Raw genomic sequence first — 17013 nt, forward strand, 5'->3', positions numbered from 1 at the left:
CGGCGGCGGACAAAACCTACCTCGCGGGCCGCGCGCCCTCGCGCTCCAGGCCGCGAAGGACCTCCTCGAGCGCTTCCTGGGTGATGAGCCCCACGTGCCGGAACGCCTCCCTCCCCTCGGCGTCGAGGATCACCACGCTCGGCACGTGGTGCAGCCCGGCAAACGGTCCCTCCCCGGCGATCGTCGGGGCGTCCGCGAGCGCCACCGGATACGGGAGCTTGAGCGTGGCGGCAAACGCCTCGACGAGCGGCCGGTTCTCGCTCGCCTCCAGCACGAGGAGCGCCGCGTTGATGCGCGGCGTGTGATCGCGGAGCAACCCGGCGAGGAACCGCGCCTCCGCCTGCGACGCCACGTCGTAGGTCGCCACGAAGCCGATCACGCTGAACCTGCCCGCGAGCGACGCGGTGGAGAGCTCGCGCCCGTCGAGCGTCTCGTACGAGAAGCTCAGCGCCTGGCCCCGCGCCGGCGCCGCCTCCGCTGCGGCCGCGGGCGTCGCCGCCGCGGGCTCACGGACCGCGTCGCCGCTGCCAGCGCACCCGAGCGCGAAGAGCACGAGCTGCAAGCCAGCCGGCGCGAGCGACCTCATGGCAGCGGATCCCCCTCCAGGTGCGCGTCGAACAGATCGGCGCAGAGCTGCAGCGACGGCGGCAGCTCGGCGCCCTTGCGCTGCTGCGCGAGGATCGCATGGCACAGCTCCTCGATGACCAGCTTGATCGGCGTCGCCTCGAGCTGCGCGCCGTCGAGCACCATGCCAGGGCCGGGCGCCTCCTCCGCGCGCACGATCGGGTCGTGCCGCGCCCAGGCGATGCCGTCCTCCGGGAGATACCGACACCAGAGCACCCGCACGAAGCGCAGGTAGAGCGGCGTCACCAGCGCCACCACGCGATCGCCCCCCGCGGCGATGCCGCGCAGCGCGAAGCCCCCGGCCGGGCGCGGGGCGCGCTCCCCCTCCCCCATCGCGACCTCGATCCGCTCGCGGCGCGCCGCGTCGCTCTCGACCGACAGGAGCGGCGCGTAGATCGCGACCGCGGGGACCTGCAGCTTGGGCGCGTCCTCGGCGAGCACGTCGAGCCACGCCTCGCGCGCCTCGGGGCCGAGCTCGCCGTACACGTGCGCCGCGGCGATGGCCGCCTCGGCGTCGGTCGCGAGGGCGGCCAGCCACTCGCGCCAGGCGGCGAGGATGCGCGGATCGAGCAGCGCGCCCGAGGGGGCGGGCAGGCCCTGCGCCACGCCCTCGTGGACAGCGGCGTCCAGCGAGGCATCCTGGACGAGATCGACCGAGCTCGGATCGCGGCGCTCCGTCATGCACCCCTCAGCGTGGCGCGCCGCGGCGCCGCGCCCCGACGTCCCGCTCCAGATCGAGCAGGAGCTCGGCGAACTCGTCGCCCCGGTCGAGCGGCGACGCGAGCGTGAGCTCACCCCCGCGATCCGCGAGCAGGAGCGCGACGCCGTCGCTCGCCTCGACGATGCCCTTCACGAACACGACGTCGGCCGGATGAACGACGACGTCCTGCACCAGCATCCCGGCGCTCGCCTCCGCGATCGAGAGCGGGCCGCGAGCGGGCCCGAGCTGCCCCGCGTCCCCCGCCGAAGGCTGCCCATCGGCCGGAGACGCGGCGGCGATCCGCCTTGAATTGCTGTCGCGCCGGCCCATCGACGGCGGAGCTAAGCACCGCTCGCCGGAGGGATCCAGCGGGCACACCAGGCGGGGATGGCCAGGGCCCTCGCCGCGTCAAGAGGCCGCGGCCGGCCCTCGATCCGCGGCCCCCGAGCCGCTCTCGAGGAGACCGAAGCGCTTCGCGAGATCGTCGGGCCGCTCACCTTCGAAGGCGCGGAGCTCGTGGGCGCGCTCGATCGGCACGACCACGAAGCGCCACGGCGTGGCCGCGAGCTCGGTCCCCTCGATGCACCGGGCGACGTGCGCCGCGTTGAGCGCCGCGCCGATCGTCGTCTCGAGCACGCCCTCGTAGAAGGCGGACAGCTCGACCGACCCCGACTCGACCGGCGGCCGGACGAAGCAGGCGACGCGCGGGGGGTTGGCGCAGAAATCCGCGGCGAGCCGGCCCATCCCGAGCTCGGCGAGCGCCTGATCGAGCGCGCCGACCGCGAGCAGCACCGGCGCCTTGTCGAGCGCGGCCGCGCCCGCACGGGCCACCGTGCCCTCCGCGACGCCCGCGATCCTGCGGCCGACGCCCCGGCCGAGCTCCCGGGCGGCGCCCTGTCCGACCCGCGCGAGCAGCGCGGCGATCTGATCCCACGCGAGCGGGAACATGGCGCCGAGCGGGCCGCTCAGCCGGCCGCGGTCGCGCTCGTGGCGGATCGTCGCCGGGCGCTCGTGCTCGTCGCGCTGGACCGGCACGCGGTGCACGGTCATGAACACGCGATCGACCGGCGCGCGCGCGAGCTGGACGAAGACGTCCTGCGCCCCGTGGAGGAAGTGGAAGCGGAACGCGAACCGATCGGTCGCGCCCGGCGGCTGCTGCGCGAGGGCGCGGAAGCGGCCGAGGAACGCCTCGACCCGGGTGCAGGGGGCGATCTCCTGGAAGAAGTTCCTTCCGACGACCCGCGCCGACGGGAGGCGGCTCATGCGCTGCTCGTAGCGGTTGTAGAGGAGCACGACGCCCTCTTCGTCCAGCATGATGAAGCCGTACGGGAGGTCGTCGACCTCCTGCGAGGTCATCTCGGCGAGGCGCTCCACGCTGAGGGGGAGGGCGTCCTGCGGGCTCTCGGGCACCTCGTTCATCGTCGGCATCTGGGTCATCGCTCGGCTCCTTCGAACAAGACGCTCGCCCACCCGACCTGCTCGACCAGGCGCGTGAGCCCGCCGAGGACCTCCCGGATGCGGTGGCGCTGGAAGCGCGACGGGACCTTCTCCGCGGCGGCGTCGAAGAAGGCGACGATCCAGGCGGCGACCGCCTGCGGGATCGCGGAGCGGGCGCGATCGATCTGGGCGACCGAGACGAGCGCGTCGCCGCTGATGGCGAAGGCGTCGAGCGCGCTGTGGTGCTCGCGCGCCGTCGTCCACGAGGACGCGAGCAGCCGCGACGTCATCGGCGGCCCGAGCCAGGCGCGCGCGTAGGCGGTGCAGGCGTTCACGACGGCGGCGGCCAGCGCCACGTCGGCCGCGTCGTCGGCGGGGAACGCCGGAGGGTAGTGGCTCTCGCGCTCGCCGCGGTGCGGCCCGCTCGAGTCGCTCGCGACGACCTCGAAGGTGGCGCCTCGCCACGCGCCGAGCGCGTCGAGCGCGTCGGTCCAGCGCTCCGAGGGCCGCACGCCGTCGGCGCGGGCGTGGATGGGGCGCCCGGCGTCGACCGTCACCTCGGCGCGGAGCGCGCCGGCGCGCACGCGGATGAAGCAGCTCCGGCTGCGCGAGGCGAGCGACGCGAGCAGCCCGTCGAGCCCGACGTCGTCGAGCTCGCCGCGCAGGATGACGCGGCTCCGCTGCCGCTCGGCCTGCGCCGCGAGCCGCTGGACCTGCGCGGCGAGCACCGAGCCCGGGACGTCGTCCGCGAGCACCCCCGCGAGCTCCGCCATCGAGACGATGGTGCGCGAGGAGCTGACGCCGATCACGGGCGGCGGGCCGTCGAGCACCGCGCGGAGCGAGCGGGCCATGTCGATGAGGGCCGCCGGGCTCTGCGCGCAGGCGACGGCCGCGTCGACCCGCAGCGCGTCCGGCGGCGGCCGGTTGGGCGCGACCTCGCACGTGACTACCCGCATGCGGGCCTCGCGAAGCGCAGACGCGACCCGATGGGCAAAGGGCGTTGCCGGCGCCGAGGTGACGACGATGTCGAACATATCGAAGCGGACTCTAGGATCACGAACACCCTTCGTCAAATACTATACACAAACATTGTATCAAGCCTTCGCTCCGGAAGGACACGAAATTGTCCGTAAAACGCCGTATAGTGCCTGGATTTTTAGTGTTATTGCTCACAGCGACTGCGACGCATCGGCGCCTGAGACAATCTTTGTACAAAGATGATCTCCGGTGCGGTGCGGCAACGGGGTCGCCGGGCGCGGCGGGCGATGGCCGGGGCCGCGGGGAGGCCGACGCCGCGGCGCGCCGGGGCAGGCGGGCTCTGGAGGGCGGCGGAGCGCGTGGGCGGAGGCGCGGCGCGGGGCGAAAGCGCCTCGAGGGGCGCTACACTCCCGCCGATGTCAGCCTCACGAGACTGCAGCGAGCGAACGGCGGACCCACGCGAGGCGTGCCCGGCGCCGCAGCCGAAGACCGCCGTCGATGATGACGAGCGCGAGCACGACGAGCACGACGAGCACGACAACAAGCTGATCGATCTGCCGCCGCTCGGGCACGACGAGGACGAGGCGGCCGAGGAGACCTTCGAGGAGCTCCTGCAGACGCTCGACGACGCGGATCACGGGCTCGACGACGCGAACGCGAGCGACCTGGAGGTCGGCGTCGAGCTCGCCGTGGACGAGGGCGCGGCCGGGGAGGACGAGCCCGCGGAAGAGGGCATCGACGTGGGGGCGCTCCACGAGGGGATCGACGACGCCGACGCGGGCTCGTGGGTGTCCGACGAGGCCGCCGAGCACGACGACGCCGAGCACGACGACCTCGACGATCACGGCGAGGGGCACGACGACGGCGGCGCGGAAGGGACCGGGGAGGATCCGTCGAACGACGTCGACGAGCGCGAGCTGCCGGCGCTCGACGCGGATCAAGAAGGCACCTACGAGGGCGAGGATCTGCTCGCGGAGCTGCCCGACCTCGCGGACGACCAGGCGCCGGTCTGGGACGCGCAGCCGTGGACGGTGGTCGAGGGCGCCGGGGCGGCGGTCCCGTGCAGCACGCTCGCGGTGGCCGGCGGCTGCGTCGTGGCCGGGGGCGCCGGCGAAGGGCCCGCGCTGGCGAGCGAGCCGGCCGCGCGCGCGGGGGGCCGCTCCCGCCGCGCGGACCGGGCGGGCGGCGATCGCGGGACCGTGCTCGTGGTCGACGCGGGAGCGCTGTCGGCGCGCCGCGCGGGCGTCGACACGTCGGCGTCCTCGATCGCGCTGTCGGACAGCGCGCTGCTCATCGCCACGCGCCGCGGCAACCTGCTGCTGAGCGACGACCGGGGGAAGACGGCGAGCGCGCTCGGGGCGTGGGGCTCGGGCGGGGCGCCGGTGACGCTCGCGACGACGCCGGGGCGGCTCTGGGTGCTGGCCGGCAAGACGCTGTGGTCGCCCGCGGCCGGCGCGGTCGCCGTCCCGCCGGAGGCCGGCTCCGCCGTGAGCGCGGGCTCGCCGCGCCGCGACGCCGCGATCGCGCCGCCGCGGGGCGCGCTGTCGCTGTCGCCGGGGCCCGCGCTGCGGGACGGCGTGCTCCGGATGAGCGCGAGCGAGGGGGTGATCGTGGCGCTCACGAGCGCGGCCGCGGGGCCGCAGCTCGAGCGGCTGCGCGGCGACGACGAGGGCTCGCCGGTCGTGCCGCTGTCCGGGGCGGCGCGGCGCGCGGCGGAGGCCGACGACGGTCGGCTCGCGGCGGCGGCGGGCGGGCGCTCGATCGCGCTGTCCGGCGCGGGGCTCCTGTGCGTGTCGCGCGACGGGGGCGAGACCTTCCGCGTGATCGAGGGGCTCCCCGCGGTGGTGGCGCTGGCGTTCGCGGGCGACCACAAGACCTCGCCGCTGCTCGCGCTCGTCGCGCGCGAGGGCGAGCGCCGGGCGCAGCTCGTCCATGTGCCGTCGAACGCAGCGCCCACGATGGTCGCCGAGATCGGGGCGACGGGGCCTGGCGGGGGCGAGGAGGAGGCTGCGTCCGTGGGGGCGGCGGCGATCGCGTGGGATCCGTCGCGCGAGGTGGTGTGGGTCGCGTGCTGGGCGGGGCTTATCGCGCTCACCCGGCAACGGAAGCACTAGCTCGCCGAGATGCCCGGCCCCCGGAGAGGGTGTTGTCGGCGCGGGGCAGGGGGGTGGGGCCCCGCCGAACTCGCCTGCGATGTGCGCCATCCGGCAAGCCGGATGACGCACATCGCAGGCTCAAACATCGGCCCATCCCCACCCCCCTGCCCCGCGCCGACAACACCCTCCCCGGGGGCCTGCGGTGTACGGGGTCGAAGAGGTGGACGAGGTGGCTTGAGGCTCAGGGCTCGACGAACGTGGCGTGGAGCAGGCGCTGCGCGGGGGCGGCGTCGGCGGCGTCGACGAGGGCGCCGAGGCGCAGGGGGGACGCGACCGTGAAGCGGGGGGCGATGCCGGCATGGGCGAGGACCTCGATGAAGCGGGACAGCGGCGACGCGGTCGCGGTGAGGCCGTCGCCGACGACGCTGACAGAGGCCAGGCCCTCGTCGAGCTCGAGCGACGGCTGCAGCGCGACCAGCTGGCGCTTAGCTCCCTGCCAGTCGGGCACGTTGAGGAGCGGGATCACGAACGCCCCGCCGCCAGGGCCGAACGAGAGATCGCGGAAGCCCAGCCCGAGCTCGCCGGCCGCGCGGAGGAGCGCGTCGAGCCGGAGACCGCCGGGAGCCCGCGCGAGCACGACATTGCCCTCGGCGACGATCGCGCGCGCCGAGTGCGTCGACGACGTCGAGCCAGGAACGAACCGGCGCACCACCGTCTCCCGCGCGCCGGGGACGGCGTCGAACGTCGAGCGCGCATAGAGCGCCACGCCGGAGCGCCGCGCCCACTCGACCGCCTGGGCGCAGACGACCTTCGCGCCGCACTCGGCCATCTCCTGGAGGACCGCGCCGTCGAGCTCCGGCAGGTGACGCGCGTCCGGGACGACCCGGGGATCGGCCGAGTACACGCCGTCGACGTCGCTGTAGATCTCGCAGCGCTCGGCGCTCAGCGCCGCGGCGAGCGCCACCGCCGTCGTGTCGGAGCCGCCGCGGCCGAGCGTCGTGATCTCGCGGCGGTAGCTCATCCCCTGGTAGCCGGCGACGATCACGATGCGGCCGCGCGCGAGCTCGTCCTCGATCCGGAACGGGCGGACCTCGATGATGCGCGCGTCGAAGTGGCGATCGTTCGTGAGGATGCCGGACTGGGAGCCGGTGAACGAGATCGCCTCGAAACCACGGGCCTGGATGGCGATCGACAGGAGCGCCATCGAGACGCGCTCGCCGGTCGAGAGGAGCATGTCGAGCTCGCGCCGGGGAGGATCCGCGGCCGCGCCGCCGCCCGCGCTCGCCGCCTGCCGGGCGAGGGCGAGCAGGCCGTCGGTCGTCTTGCCCATCGCGCTGACCACGACGACGACGTCGTTGCCGGCGCGCCTCGCGGCGACGACGCGGTCGGCGACCTTGCCGATCTTGTCGACGTCGGCGACCGACGACCCGCCGTACTTCTGCACGATGATCGGACGGCCCGGCCTCGCGGGCGAGGCGCCCGGCTCGCGCGGCGAGCCCTCCTGCTGGACGCGGTTCGTCGGCTGCTCGGCCATGCTGCACCTCCAAGCGCTGCGCGCGCTGCGCAGGAGATCCGGCTATCACGGGCCCGGCGATCGGGCCAAGCGCGCGGCGCGCCCGGCGCGCCGTCGCGATCAGGGGAGCTCGGCGTGCAGCAGCATCTCGTAGAGCTCCGCCTCGGCGGCGCGCCCCTCGGCCCGCGCCCGCGCGGCGAGCCGCGCGAGCACGCCGCGCCGCCGCGGCGCGACCTCCTGGCGGGCGGCCTCATCCCCCTCCTCCAGGCGCGCCGAGAGCAGGGCGAGGAGATCCAGATCGCGGCCGAGCCGCTCCAGCACGTCGGCGAGCGCCATCGCCACCCCGTGGTCGGTGGGATCGGCGCGGAGCCGATCCGCGAGCCGCTCGGCCAGGAGCTCGTCGTCGACGCCGAACGCGCGGACGAACGGCGCCTGCCCCTCCGCCAGCGTGACGCTGTTCGGGACGGGCGGCATGTCGGGCAGGTCGGTCGACGTGTCGCTGCTGTCGAACGTGGGCATCTCGTCGAGGAGCCCGGGATCGCGCGGCGCGATCGGCGGGGCCGGCGGCGGCGCGATCCGCGGCGCGGGGGCCGGCGCGATCGGCGCGGTCACGGCCGGCGTCCGGGCGATCGGCGGCGACGGGGCCGGCGGCGGCGCGACCACCACGGGCTCGGGCGGGATCGAGCGCCGGCGAGGCGGCGCGGGGACGTGGACCTCGATCCGCTGCTCGGTGGCGTGGGGCCGAGGCGCCGGGCTCGGCCGCGCCCCGCGCGGAGGCGCCACCTGCGGCGCGAGCTCGCCCGAGACGCGGCGGAACGCGGCGGCGATCTCCGGATCGCGCGGGCGCAGGCGCAGCGCGAGGCCGAGGTGGCGCTGCGCGGCGAGGAGATCCCCGCGGGATCGCTCCTCGATCTCGGCGGCCTCGGCGAGCAGGGCCGCGACGGCGGCCGGGCCGCCGACGAGCGGCGAGCCCGCGCGCGCGGAGCCGGGGTCGGCGGCGCGGTCCTGGAGCGCGAGCTCCACCGCGTCGCGCAGCCGCCCGAGCGCGACCGACGCGCCCCCGAGATCGCCGAGCTCGGCGCACCAGCGGCCCTCGAGCAGCCGCGCCTCCAGCGACTCCGGCGCGCCGGGGGGGATCGCCCGCACGCGCGCGACCGCCGCGGGGAGATCGCCGGCGATCTCCGCGAGGCCGCGGCCGAGCTCGAGATCGAGCGCGCCGGCGGTCGCGCCGCTGCGCGCGGCGAGGACGCGCGCGCGGGCGAGGAGGTCGAGCGCGCGCCTCCCCTCCCCCGCCGCCCGCAGCGAGCGCGCGAGGCCCGCGACAACGTCGGGGCTCTCCGGCGCGTAACGGAGCGCCCGCTCGAAGAGCGCCCGCGCGTCGGCCGCGTGGCCCCGCGCGAGGAACGCCTCCGCGGCCCTGCGGGAGGCGGCGTGGCGCGCCTCGGCCCCGCGCGCGGCGGCCTCGAGGTGCTCGGCGTCCGCGAGCGCGCCGCGCACGTCGGCGACGTCGAGCCGCGCCTCGATCCGCGCCCAGCGCAGCGCGTCGAGCCCGGGCGCGCGCGCGACGCCGAGGTTCAGCGCGTCGAGGCGCACGTCGAGGGCGTCCGCGAGCCTCGCCGCGCGCAGCCAGGCGAGCGCGGCGAGCGGGCCGTACGGCTCCGCGTGCGCGGCGCGCGCGAGCGCCGAGAAGGCGCCGTCGCGGTCGCCGACCGCCTCGAGGAGCGCGCCGCCGAGCAGGCCGGCGTCGACGGCGGGCATGGCGTCGACGACGGTCGAGAGCGCCCCCTCGGCGCGCTCGCCGGCCAGGAGGTCGATCCACGCGAGGCGCGCGGAGATCTCCGGGTGCCGCGGGGCGCGCTCCAGCGCGGCGAGGTAGACGCGGCGCGCGTCGTCGAGGCCGCCCGCGAGCGCGAGCTCGTCGGCGGCGCCCGCGAGCTCGGCCGCCTCGAGCGCCCGGAGCGCGCGATCGCCCAGCGCCGGAGGCGCCGCGTCGAGCGCGCCCTCGGCGCGGAAGCGGCCCGCCTCCGCGACGACCGACGCCCACTGCACCCCGGCCACCGCGGGCGCCCTCGCGCCGGCGGCGGGCAGGAGCAGGCGGACGACGCGCTCGATCGCGGCGTCCAGCACGATCGCGCCCTCGACGATGCGGCCGTGCGGGCCCGCCATCATCGAGAGCGCCTGGAGCGCGAGCGCGTGCGGCGGGGCCGCGAGGCCGACGCCGCGGGCGCGCTCCGGCAGGAGCCTGAGCGCGCGCTCGCCGGGCGCGACGGCGACCTCGAACGCGAGCGCCGCCTCGCCGGACCGCAGCGCGACGAGCGCGCCGTCCTCGATGGGCGCGATGATCAGCTGCGGCGCGCCGTCGCCGAGGAAGCCGCGCAGCCGCGGCGCGGCCCAGCCGGCGAGCTCGGTCCCCTGCGCCTCGACGACGAGCCGGGCGAGCTGGCCGCGCCGGTGCCGGAAGCGCGCGACCCCGCCGGAGAGGTCGACGGGAAACCGGATCCCCGCGAGCCGCACGACGAGCTCGGTGACGCGGAGCGGGCCGATCGCGAACGGCTCGCCGAGCTCGATCGCGAGCGCCCCCTTGCTGACCGCGAGCCGGAGGACGGGGCGATCGTCGGGCGGGCGCGGGGCCGCTCCGCCGCCGGGCGCGAGCGCGCGCAGCGACGGCGAAAGGCCCAGCGCGCGCGCCGACCGGCCGCGCCTCTGTCCAGCAGCCATACCCGCCAAGGCTATCAACCCCGCGGCAATTGAGGCGAGTTCACGGCAATCACGCCGGACGAAGGGGAACGCGACGGAGCGAGCGAGGCGCGGCCGGCCGCCCGGGGAGGGGTCGCGAGCGGCCGGAGGCGGCCGGTCTGCGCCGGCGCGCCGGCCGCGCGGCCGCGCGGCCGCACCGGCCGGTTGGCCGCGCCGGTCGCCGGCCGCGCCGGGCGGTCAGCGGTCGCGCGTCAGACGTCGCCCTTGGCGAGCTTGTCCTTCATCTTCTGGACGAGCGCCGGGAACCCGTCCTTCTTGATGATCTTCGTGAACTGCGCCCGGTAGCTCCCCACCAGGCTGACGCCCTCGGTGACGATGTCCCGCACGAGCCAGGTGCCCCCCTTCTCGGAGAGCTTGAAGGCGATCTCGACCGGCTCCTCGCGCGCGTCCTTCTTGGAGACGGCCCTCGTCTTGACCGTCATGACGCCGGCGCTCTCGGTCTCGCTCGTGTACTCGATGTTGAAGTCGAGCGTCTTCTTCAGGTTGCGCTCGTAAGCCTTGCGCACGAGCTGCTTGAGCAGCTCGGTGAACTGCTTCTTCTCGGCGTCGGTCCGGGCGGCCCACTCGCTGCCGAGCGAGCTCTCCGCCAGCGCCGAGTAGTCGAGCATCTCGTCGAAGATCGCGCCGACCTTCTTCTGGTTGTCGGCCCCTCCCTTCTTCAGGAGGTCGAACAGGACCGTCTGCTTGGCCTTGACCACGTCCGTCGCCGGCCCGGCGTTCGCGAGGCCCACCTGGCCGAGCGTGAGCGCGAGCAGCGAGAACGTCGCCGCGAAGAGATGGTTCATCCTGCGTGTCACGTATGGTTCTCCTTCTGTACCTGCGAGCTGCGCGCGAGCCTCGGTCGCCTGCGCTGCTCGCCCTCGTTCTAGTCGTTCTACGCACGAGGCAAGCGGCCTGCCACGTCGGACGAGGCCCGCGCCGGCGCGGTCACGTCCGGTCCGTGCTCTCCATGAACACCGCGAAACCACAGGGCAATCCGCCGGCGCTGGGCCGCTGTCCAGGGGCAGACGACGGTCTCCGCGGGCTATTCACGCCCGGCGGCGGGCTCCGCCGCAATCTCCCGCGGAGCGTCCAGGCGCGGCGCGCGGGAGAGCGTGAACGGAGCGCCACGCGCCCGGTGTGACGCGCGGCGAGCGCGGCGGCGGGGGCCCCCGCGTCAGCCCGCCGGGCGGGATCGCGGGGCGAGCTGCGCGCCGGCCGCGGCGTCCGCGCGGCGCTCCGGCTCGCCGGCCGCGAGCGGGCCGACCGGGACCCGCACCCGGAACGCGGTGCCCTCGCCCTCGCGGCTGTCGACCTCGATCCCGAAGCCGTGATCGTCGAGGATCCGCTTCACCACCGCCAGGCCGATGCCCATGCCGTGCGTGCGGGTCGTGAAGAACGCGTCGAAGAGGCGATCGCGGGCGCCCGCCGGGATGCCCCGCCCCTGATCGCGGATCTCCAGCAGCCAGGCGCCCGCGTCGCGCCAGAGGCGCACGGTCACGACCGCGCCCGCCGAGCTCGCCTGGATCGCGTTCCGCACGAGGTTCCAGACGACCTGGCGCATCTGCGCGGCGTCGGCGCTCACGGGCGCCGACGGCGGCCCCTCGAAGCGGACCTCGACGTCGCCGCCGCGGCCCGAGCGCCCCGCGAGCACGACGACGTCGCGGGCCGTCGCCGACAGGTCCACGGCCTCGAGCGCCGGCACCCGCGGGCGCGACAGATCGAGCATGTCGCCCACGAGGTCGTTCAGGCGCGCCGTCTCGCGCTCGATGATCTCGCAGAGCTTCCGGTCCTCGTCGGACAGCGTCCCGCCCGTGCGCAGGAGCTCGATGGAGCCCGCGATCGAGCCGAGCGGGTTCCGGATCTCGTGGGCCAGCCCCGCGGCGAGGCGGCCCAGCGCCGCGAGCCGCTCGGCCTGCTCCGCCCGCGCCGTCGCCTGCACGAGCCGGCCGCCGGTCGCGCGCAGCCGCTCCGCCAGGTAGCTCGCGAGCAGCGTGACCACCACGATCGCGAGCAGGTTGACGAACATGGGGTACCGGAGCTCGTCCCACTGCGTCACGTACGCGCCGGAGGGCTGGTCGGGCGGCACGCCGAGCAGGTGCAGCCCGAGCGCGGCGCACAGGAGCAGGTACGCCGCCGCCCCGGACGCGGCGGCGACGATCGCGCCGGGGACGCCGAGGAGGATCGCCCCCGTCAGGCAGGTGAGGCCGTAGAGCGACGTGGCGCCGCTCGTGGCCCCGCCGGTGATGTACACGAGCGCGGTCCAGGTGATCTGGTCGGTGACGAGCTGCGCCCGGGCGATCCCGCGGAGGGCGCGCTGCATGCGCAGGAACACCGCGTAGATGCCGGAGACGCCGTACGCCGCGGCGACCGTCACGAGCGCGACGATGCTGGAGAAGCCCCCGGGGGTGAAGCCGCGGAGGTACACCGCCGCGGTCACGACGAGGAAGACCGTGAGCACGGCGAGGCGCAGCGCGATGAGCCAGGTGAGCCGGCTCGCGAGCGGCGCCTCGGCGCCGCCGGGAGCGCCGGGCGGGAGCGGCGACGCGACCGGCGCCGGCGGCGGCCCGGCCCCGACCTCGTCCGGCCGCGCCACGGCCTCGCCGCCGGGGTCCGCCGGGGAGGCCGCGGGCGACATCACTCCGCCTTGATCTTGCCGGCGAGATCGAAGATCGGCAGGTACATCGAGATGAGCACGACGCCGACCATGCTGCCGACGACGACCATGAGGAGCGGCTCGAGCAGCGACGTCAGCGCGGAGACGGCGACGTCGACCTCCTCCTCGTAGAAGTCGGCGATCTTGTTCAGCATCGTGTCGAGCGCGCCGGTCTGCTCGCCGACGGCGACCATCTGCACGACCATGCCGGGGAAGACCTGCATCTCGCCGAGCGGCTCGGCCATGTTCTTCCCCTCCGAGATCTTCTGGCGCGAGTACATGAGGCCCTCCTCGACGACGACGTTGCCCGCCGTCTTCGCGACGATGTCGAGCGCGTCGAGGATGGGCACGCCGGAGCCGAGGAGCGTGCCGAGCGTGCGCGAGAACCGCGCCACGGCGATCTTCTGCATGACGGGGCCGAGGATCGGGAGCCGGAGCACGAGGCGGTGCACCATCCGCTTGCCGGACGGCGAGCGGTAGAAGTAGGTCCCGCCGACGATCGCGGCGACGGTCAGCACGGCGATGAGCGGCAGGTAGGTGACGAACGCCTTCGAGGTCGCGATGACGATCTTCGTGAGCTGCGGGAGCGCGTCCTTCGCCCCGAACTCCGCGAACATCGTCTCGAAGGACGGGATGACGAACGACATCAGCACGACCATGACGACGATCATGATCACGATGACGGCGATCGGGTACGCGAGCGCGCCGCGCACCTGGCGCGCGAGCTTCACGCGCTTCTCGATGTAGATCGCGAGCCGGTTCAGGATGCTGTCGAGGATGCCGCCCACCTCGCCGGCCTGGACGAGGTTGACGAACAGGTCGTCGAAGATCTTCGGGTGGCGCCGGAGCGCGTCGCTGAACGTGGCGCCCTGCTCGACCGTGTTCTTGATGTCGCGCAGCGCCGCCTGGAAGATCTTGTTCGGCTCCTGGTTCGAGAGGATCTCGAGGCACTGGACCAGCGGGAGGCCGGCGTCGATCATCGTCGCGAACTGGCGGATGAACTTGACGAGGTCCTTGGCCTCGACGCCCGAGCCGAAGCTCAGGCTGATGTTGAGCGCGGCGCCCTTCTTCTTGACGCGGGTCGGGCTCAGCTGCTGAGCGCGGAGGCGGTTCTGCACCGCCGCCTCGTTCTCGGCCTCCATCGTGCCCTTCCGGATCTCTCCGGTGCGGCCGCGCGCCTCCCAAACGAACTCCGCCATAGTGCTTCCGGTCTTCTCCCTGGGTCCACGGCGGGCCGAGCCGACGCGCCGGGGCGGCCCCGCCTCCGGGGAACGCCAGGATAAAGTTCGGCGAGGCCGGGGGTCAAAGACGGTGGGGCTTTCTCTGATCCAGGGGGCGCGGGGGTGGTGCGACGTGGGACGCAGGGCGCGCGACGGAGACGGGGACGCGGATGCGGATGCGGAGGGAGCGCGATCCCGAGACGCACGCGCCGGCGGGGGTCTCCGCGCGGCGGGGGCGGGTGGGCGCTCGGCCATCCGCCAAGACGGGGGCGTGAGCGCTTGCGCTGAGAACACCGCCCGGCATGTCTCACTTCGGGCCATGCCTCCTGGGACGTTTCGTCGCGCGCCACACAAGGCGCGCCTGAGACGCAGAGCCCCCTGAAACCTTATGGCACCTCGTTCGGTGCTCGCCGCGCCCACCCGCCCCCGCCGCGCGGAGACCCCCGCCGGCGCTCACCGCTAGGCCGGAAGACGGCGGCTTCGATGAGCCACGAGGCGCCGAATGCTGGCACGGACCGTCACAGCTCGCACCCGGACACGAAAGTGAGTCACCCGGACGCGGAGGTGCGCCATCCGGACACGGAAGTGTGTCATCTGGACAGGGAGGTGTGTCATCTGGACAGGGAGGTGTGTCATCTGGACATGCGGCGGGTCGAACCGGACGACACAGCCCTCGGGGCTATGGCCGTGCGGCGGCTCCAGTGGTCGAGGCGACGGAGCATCGGGTCCGGAAGCGCAACGAGCGCCCCGCGGCCGAGGACAGGGGCACCTCAGCCGCGTTCCACGAGCGGCACGAGACGCTCCTGCGCGCGATGCGCCGGCGGACGCGGGCCGGCCCGCCGGCGGCCGCGCTCTCCGGCTTCGCCCAGCGAGCTGCCTACCCGCGACCGCGCTCCGCCACGTAGCGGACCGCGCCGTGCACCTCGCGGAGGAGCGCGCCCTGCCGGCGCTCGACCCGCATGAGCTCCTGGTGGCCCTCCCACGCGCCGACCGGCGCGACCAGGACGCCGCCGTCGGCCAGCCGCTCCTCGAGCGCGGCGGGCGGCTCGATCAGCGCGTAGGTCACCGCGACCTTCCAGGGGCGCTCCGACGGCATCGCCCGCCCGGACGCGAGCACGCGCTCGGCGAGCGAACGCCCGTCGCCGCACAGCAGCGCGACGCTCGCGCCCTCGTCGGACGGACCGGCGCCGCTGCCCGCGAACGCCGCGTCGTCGCCATGGCGATCCGGCCGCGCGCCGAGGAGCCGCGCCGCGCGCGCGTGCAGCGCAGGATCGATCTCGATCGAGGCGACGTGCCCGGCCGGGCCGACGATGCGCCGCGCGAGCGCCGCCCCGTAGCCCGTGCCGGTGCCCAGCTCGAGCACGCGATCGCCCGGCGCGAGGCCGAGCAGGCTGAACGTGAGCAGGTACGCGTGCGGCGCGCTCACCGTCGCGTGCCCGGCCCGGTCGAGCGGCAACGGCGTGTCGTCCGCGGAAGCCGCGAGATCCTCCGGGAGGACGAAGCGCTCGCGCGGCACGAGCAGGATCGCGTCGAGGTAGTGCGCAGGGAACTCGAAGCGGCGCGCGAGCTCGGCCACGAGCGGCGCGCGCGCGACGCGCCCAGCCTCGGCGAGCTCGACGTCGAACGCGATCGCGGCGTCGAGCTGCTCGGGGACCGGCGCCCAGCGATCGGGCCGGCGATCGTCGTACCTCGCCGCGAGCGCGGCGAGCGACGCAACGGCGGCGCGTGATTCGGTGCTCGAGGGAGAGTTCACCGCGAGATCCTGAAGCAGGACCGGCCGCGCCGCTCGATCTTTCGAGGAACGTTCCGCGTTTCCCCGACCCCGGTCCAGCCCGCCGTCAGAGCTCGTTTGACAGGGGCGCACGCCCCTCCTCATCCTCGGCCATGGCCCTCGTCGACCTCACGCCGATCGCCGCGCTCGCGGTCGAAGAACACCGCGCCGCGCCCTGCGCCTGCGTCACCGCCGCCATGCGCACACGGAACAACGTCCGGTACGGATCGGGCGCGGCCGGGCGGCTGTGGTTCGAGGACAGCCCGCCGGCGGGCGCGGGCGGCGCGCCGCCCGCGGCGACGATGGACGCGATCTTCGACCTCGCGTCGGTGACGAAGCCGTTCACCGCGCTGGCGTTCGCCCGGCTCGTTCGCGCCGGCAAGGCGAGGTACGACGAGCCGCTCGGAGAGGTGCTGCCCGAGCTCGCCGGCACGCGATCGGCGCGCGTGCCGCTCGAGCTCCTCGCCGCGCACCGCGCCGGGCTCGAGGCGCACCGCACGCTCCACCCGCCGGACGACAGCGCGCCGATCGATCCCCTCGAGGCGCTGCGCGCCTGCGCGGACGGGCGCCGCGAAGGGTGCGCGGGCGATCCGCCCGAGGGCGGGTTCCCGCCGGTGTACAGCGACCTCGGGTACCTGCTCCTCGGCGCCGCGGTCGCGCGGCGCGGCGAGGCCGAGCTCGACGAGGTCGTCGCGCGCGAGGTGACCGGACCCCTCGGGCTCGCGGTCGCGCCGGCCCGCGCGCTGCGGCGCCGCGATCCGCGCTTCGACGAGCGCGTCGCGCCCACCGAGGACGTGGCGTTCCGCGGGGGCGTGATCCGCGGCGCGGTGCACGACGACAACGCCTGGACGATCGCGCAGGGCGGGATGGCCGGGCACGCGGGCCTCTTCGGCGACGCGATGTCCGTGGCGCGGCTCGGGGTGGCGCTGCTCGAGGCGCTCGCGGGCGAGCGGCCGGAGTGGCTCTCGCGCGACGAGGTGCGGCGGCTGATCGAGCCGCGGCCAGGCGGGTCGCTGCGCGCCGGGTTCGACGGCAAGAGCGGCGAGAGGCCGAGCGCAGGCGCCCGCTTCGGCCCGCGGACCTTCGGCCACCTCGGCTTCACCGGGACGAGCCTCTGGATCGACCCGGACGCCGAGCTCGTCGGCGTGCTGCTCACGAACCGCGTCCACCCGACGCGCGCCTCCGACGCGATCCGCCGCGCGCGACCCGCGGTCCACGACGCGATCGCGGAGGCCATGGCGGCCGCGCGATGACGCGACGAGGGCATGGCGCGCCGCATCGA

The 17013-nt window shown here is 75.3% G+C and carries 13 protein-coding genes; 2 read left to right on the plus strand and 11 right to left on the minus strand.

Annotation, left to right across the window (positions count from 1 at the left end; genetic code table 11):
* Positions 1 to 16: 16 nt before the first annotated feature.
* The 5 genes from WMF26_RS36980 to WMF26_RS37000 all read right to left on the minus strand — a co-directional run bounded on the left by WMF26_RS36980 (position 17) and on the right by WMF26_RS37000 (position 3717).
* Entirely contained in the window at positions 17 to 586 is a 570-nt protein-coding gene (locus tag WMF26_RS36980; protein ID WP_437996553.1) for a TlpA family protein disulfide reductase, read from the minus strand.
* A complete protein-coding gene (locus WMF26_RS36985; RefSeq protein WP_437996554.1) occupies positions 583 to 1305 on the minus strand; it encodes a hypothetical protein in 723 nt (240 codons plus the stop codon). The genes WMF26_RS36980 and WMF26_RS36985 overlap by 4 nt, the downstream gene beginning before the upstream one ends.
* Positions 1306 to 1312: 7 nt before the next feature.
* Positions 1313 to 1654, minus strand: coding sequence for a hypothetical protein (locus WMF26_RS36990; RefSeq protein WP_061624805.1), 342 nt, complete (start codon positions 1652 to 1654; stop codon positions 1313 to 1315).
* Positions 1655 to 1732: 78 nt separating this feature from the next.
* Positions 1733 to 2761, minus strand: coding sequence for a PAS domain-containing protein (locus tag WMF26_RS36995; RefSeq protein WP_437996555.1), 1029 nt, complete (start codon positions 2759 to 2761; stop codon positions 1733 to 1735).
* Positions 2758 to 3717 carry a DUF4388 domain-containing protein gene (locus WMF26_RS37000; protein WP_437332927.1) on the minus strand — a complete coding sequence of 320 codons (960 nt, stop codon included), beginning with the start codon at positions 3715 to 3717 and terminating at the stop codon, positions 2758 to 2760. The genes WMF26_RS36995 and WMF26_RS37000 overlap by 4 nt, the downstream gene beginning before the upstream one ends.
* A 438-nt stretch (positions 3718 to 4155) precedes the next feature.
* Between WMF26_RS37000 and WMF26_RS37005 the strand changes: the two genes are divergently transcribed.
* On the plus strand, positions 4156 to 5853 hold the full coding sequence (locus WMF26_RS37005) for a hypothetical protein (RefSeq protein ID WP_437996556.1): 1698 nt from the start codon (positions 4156 to 4158) through the stop codon (positions 5851 to 5853).
* Between the two features lie 223 nt (positions 5854 to 6076).
* Here WMF26_RS37005 and WMF26_RS37010 read toward each other — a convergent pair whose 3' ends face one another.
* From WMF26_RS37010 to WMF26_RS37035, 6 genes are all read right to left on the minus strand, one after another.
* A complete protein-coding gene (locus WMF26_RS37010; protein ID WP_437996557.1) occupies positions 6077 to 7369 on the minus strand; it encodes an aspartate kinase in 1293 nt (430 codons plus the stop codon).
* A gap of 99 nt (positions 7370 to 7468) precedes the next feature.
* Positions 7469 to 10066 (minus strand): tetratricopeptide repeat protein, encoded by a 2598-nt coding sequence (locus WMF26_RS37015; protein ID WP_437996558.1) that lies wholly within the window; start codon positions 10064 to 10066, stop codon positions 7469 to 7471.
* Between the two features lie 230 nt (positions 10067 to 10296).
* On the minus strand, positions 10297 to 10890 hold the full coding sequence (locus WMF26_RS37020) for an MlaC/ttg2D family ABC transporter substrate-binding protein (RefSeq protein ID WP_437996559.1): 594 nt from the start codon (positions 10888 to 10890) through the stop codon (positions 10297 to 10299).
* A gap of 371 nt (positions 10891 to 11261) precedes the next feature.
* Positions 11262 to 12722: a sensor histidine kinase gene (locus WMF26_RS37025; RefSeq protein WP_437996560.1), complete on the minus strand. Its 1461-nt coding sequence runs from the start codon at positions 12720 to 12722 to the stop codon at positions 11262 to 11264.
* Positions 12722 to 13939 carry a type II secretion system F family protein gene (locus WMF26_RS37030; protein ID WP_061624224.1) on the minus strand — a complete coding sequence of 406 codons (1218 nt, stop codon included), beginning with the start codon at positions 13937 to 13939 and terminating at the stop codon, positions 12722 to 12724. The genes WMF26_RS37025 and WMF26_RS37030 overlap by 1 nt, the downstream gene beginning before the upstream one ends.
* An 898-nt stretch (positions 13940 to 14837) precedes the next feature.
* Positions 14838 to 15713, minus strand: a complete 876-nt coding sequence (locus WMF26_RS37035) for a protein-L-isoaspartate O-methyltransferase family protein (protein ID WP_437996561.1) — start codon at positions 15711 to 15713, stop codon at positions 14838 to 14840.
* A gap of 131 nt (positions 15714 to 15844) precedes the next feature.
* On the opposite strand from WMF26_RS37035, the gene WMF26_RS37040 reads away from it, so the two are divergent.
* Entirely contained in the window at positions 15845 to 16984 is a 1140-nt protein-coding gene (locus WMF26_RS37040; RefSeq protein ID WP_437996562.1) for a serine hydrolase domain-containing protein, read from the plus strand.
* Positions 16985 to 17013 lie beyond the last annotated feature (29 nt).

The organism is Sorangium sp. So ce185, from assembly GCF_051526825.1.
In the GTDB taxonomy this organism is placed as follows: domain Bacteria; phylum Myxococcota_A; class Polyangia; order Polyangiales; family Polyangiaceae; genus Sorangium; species Sorangium cellulosum_D.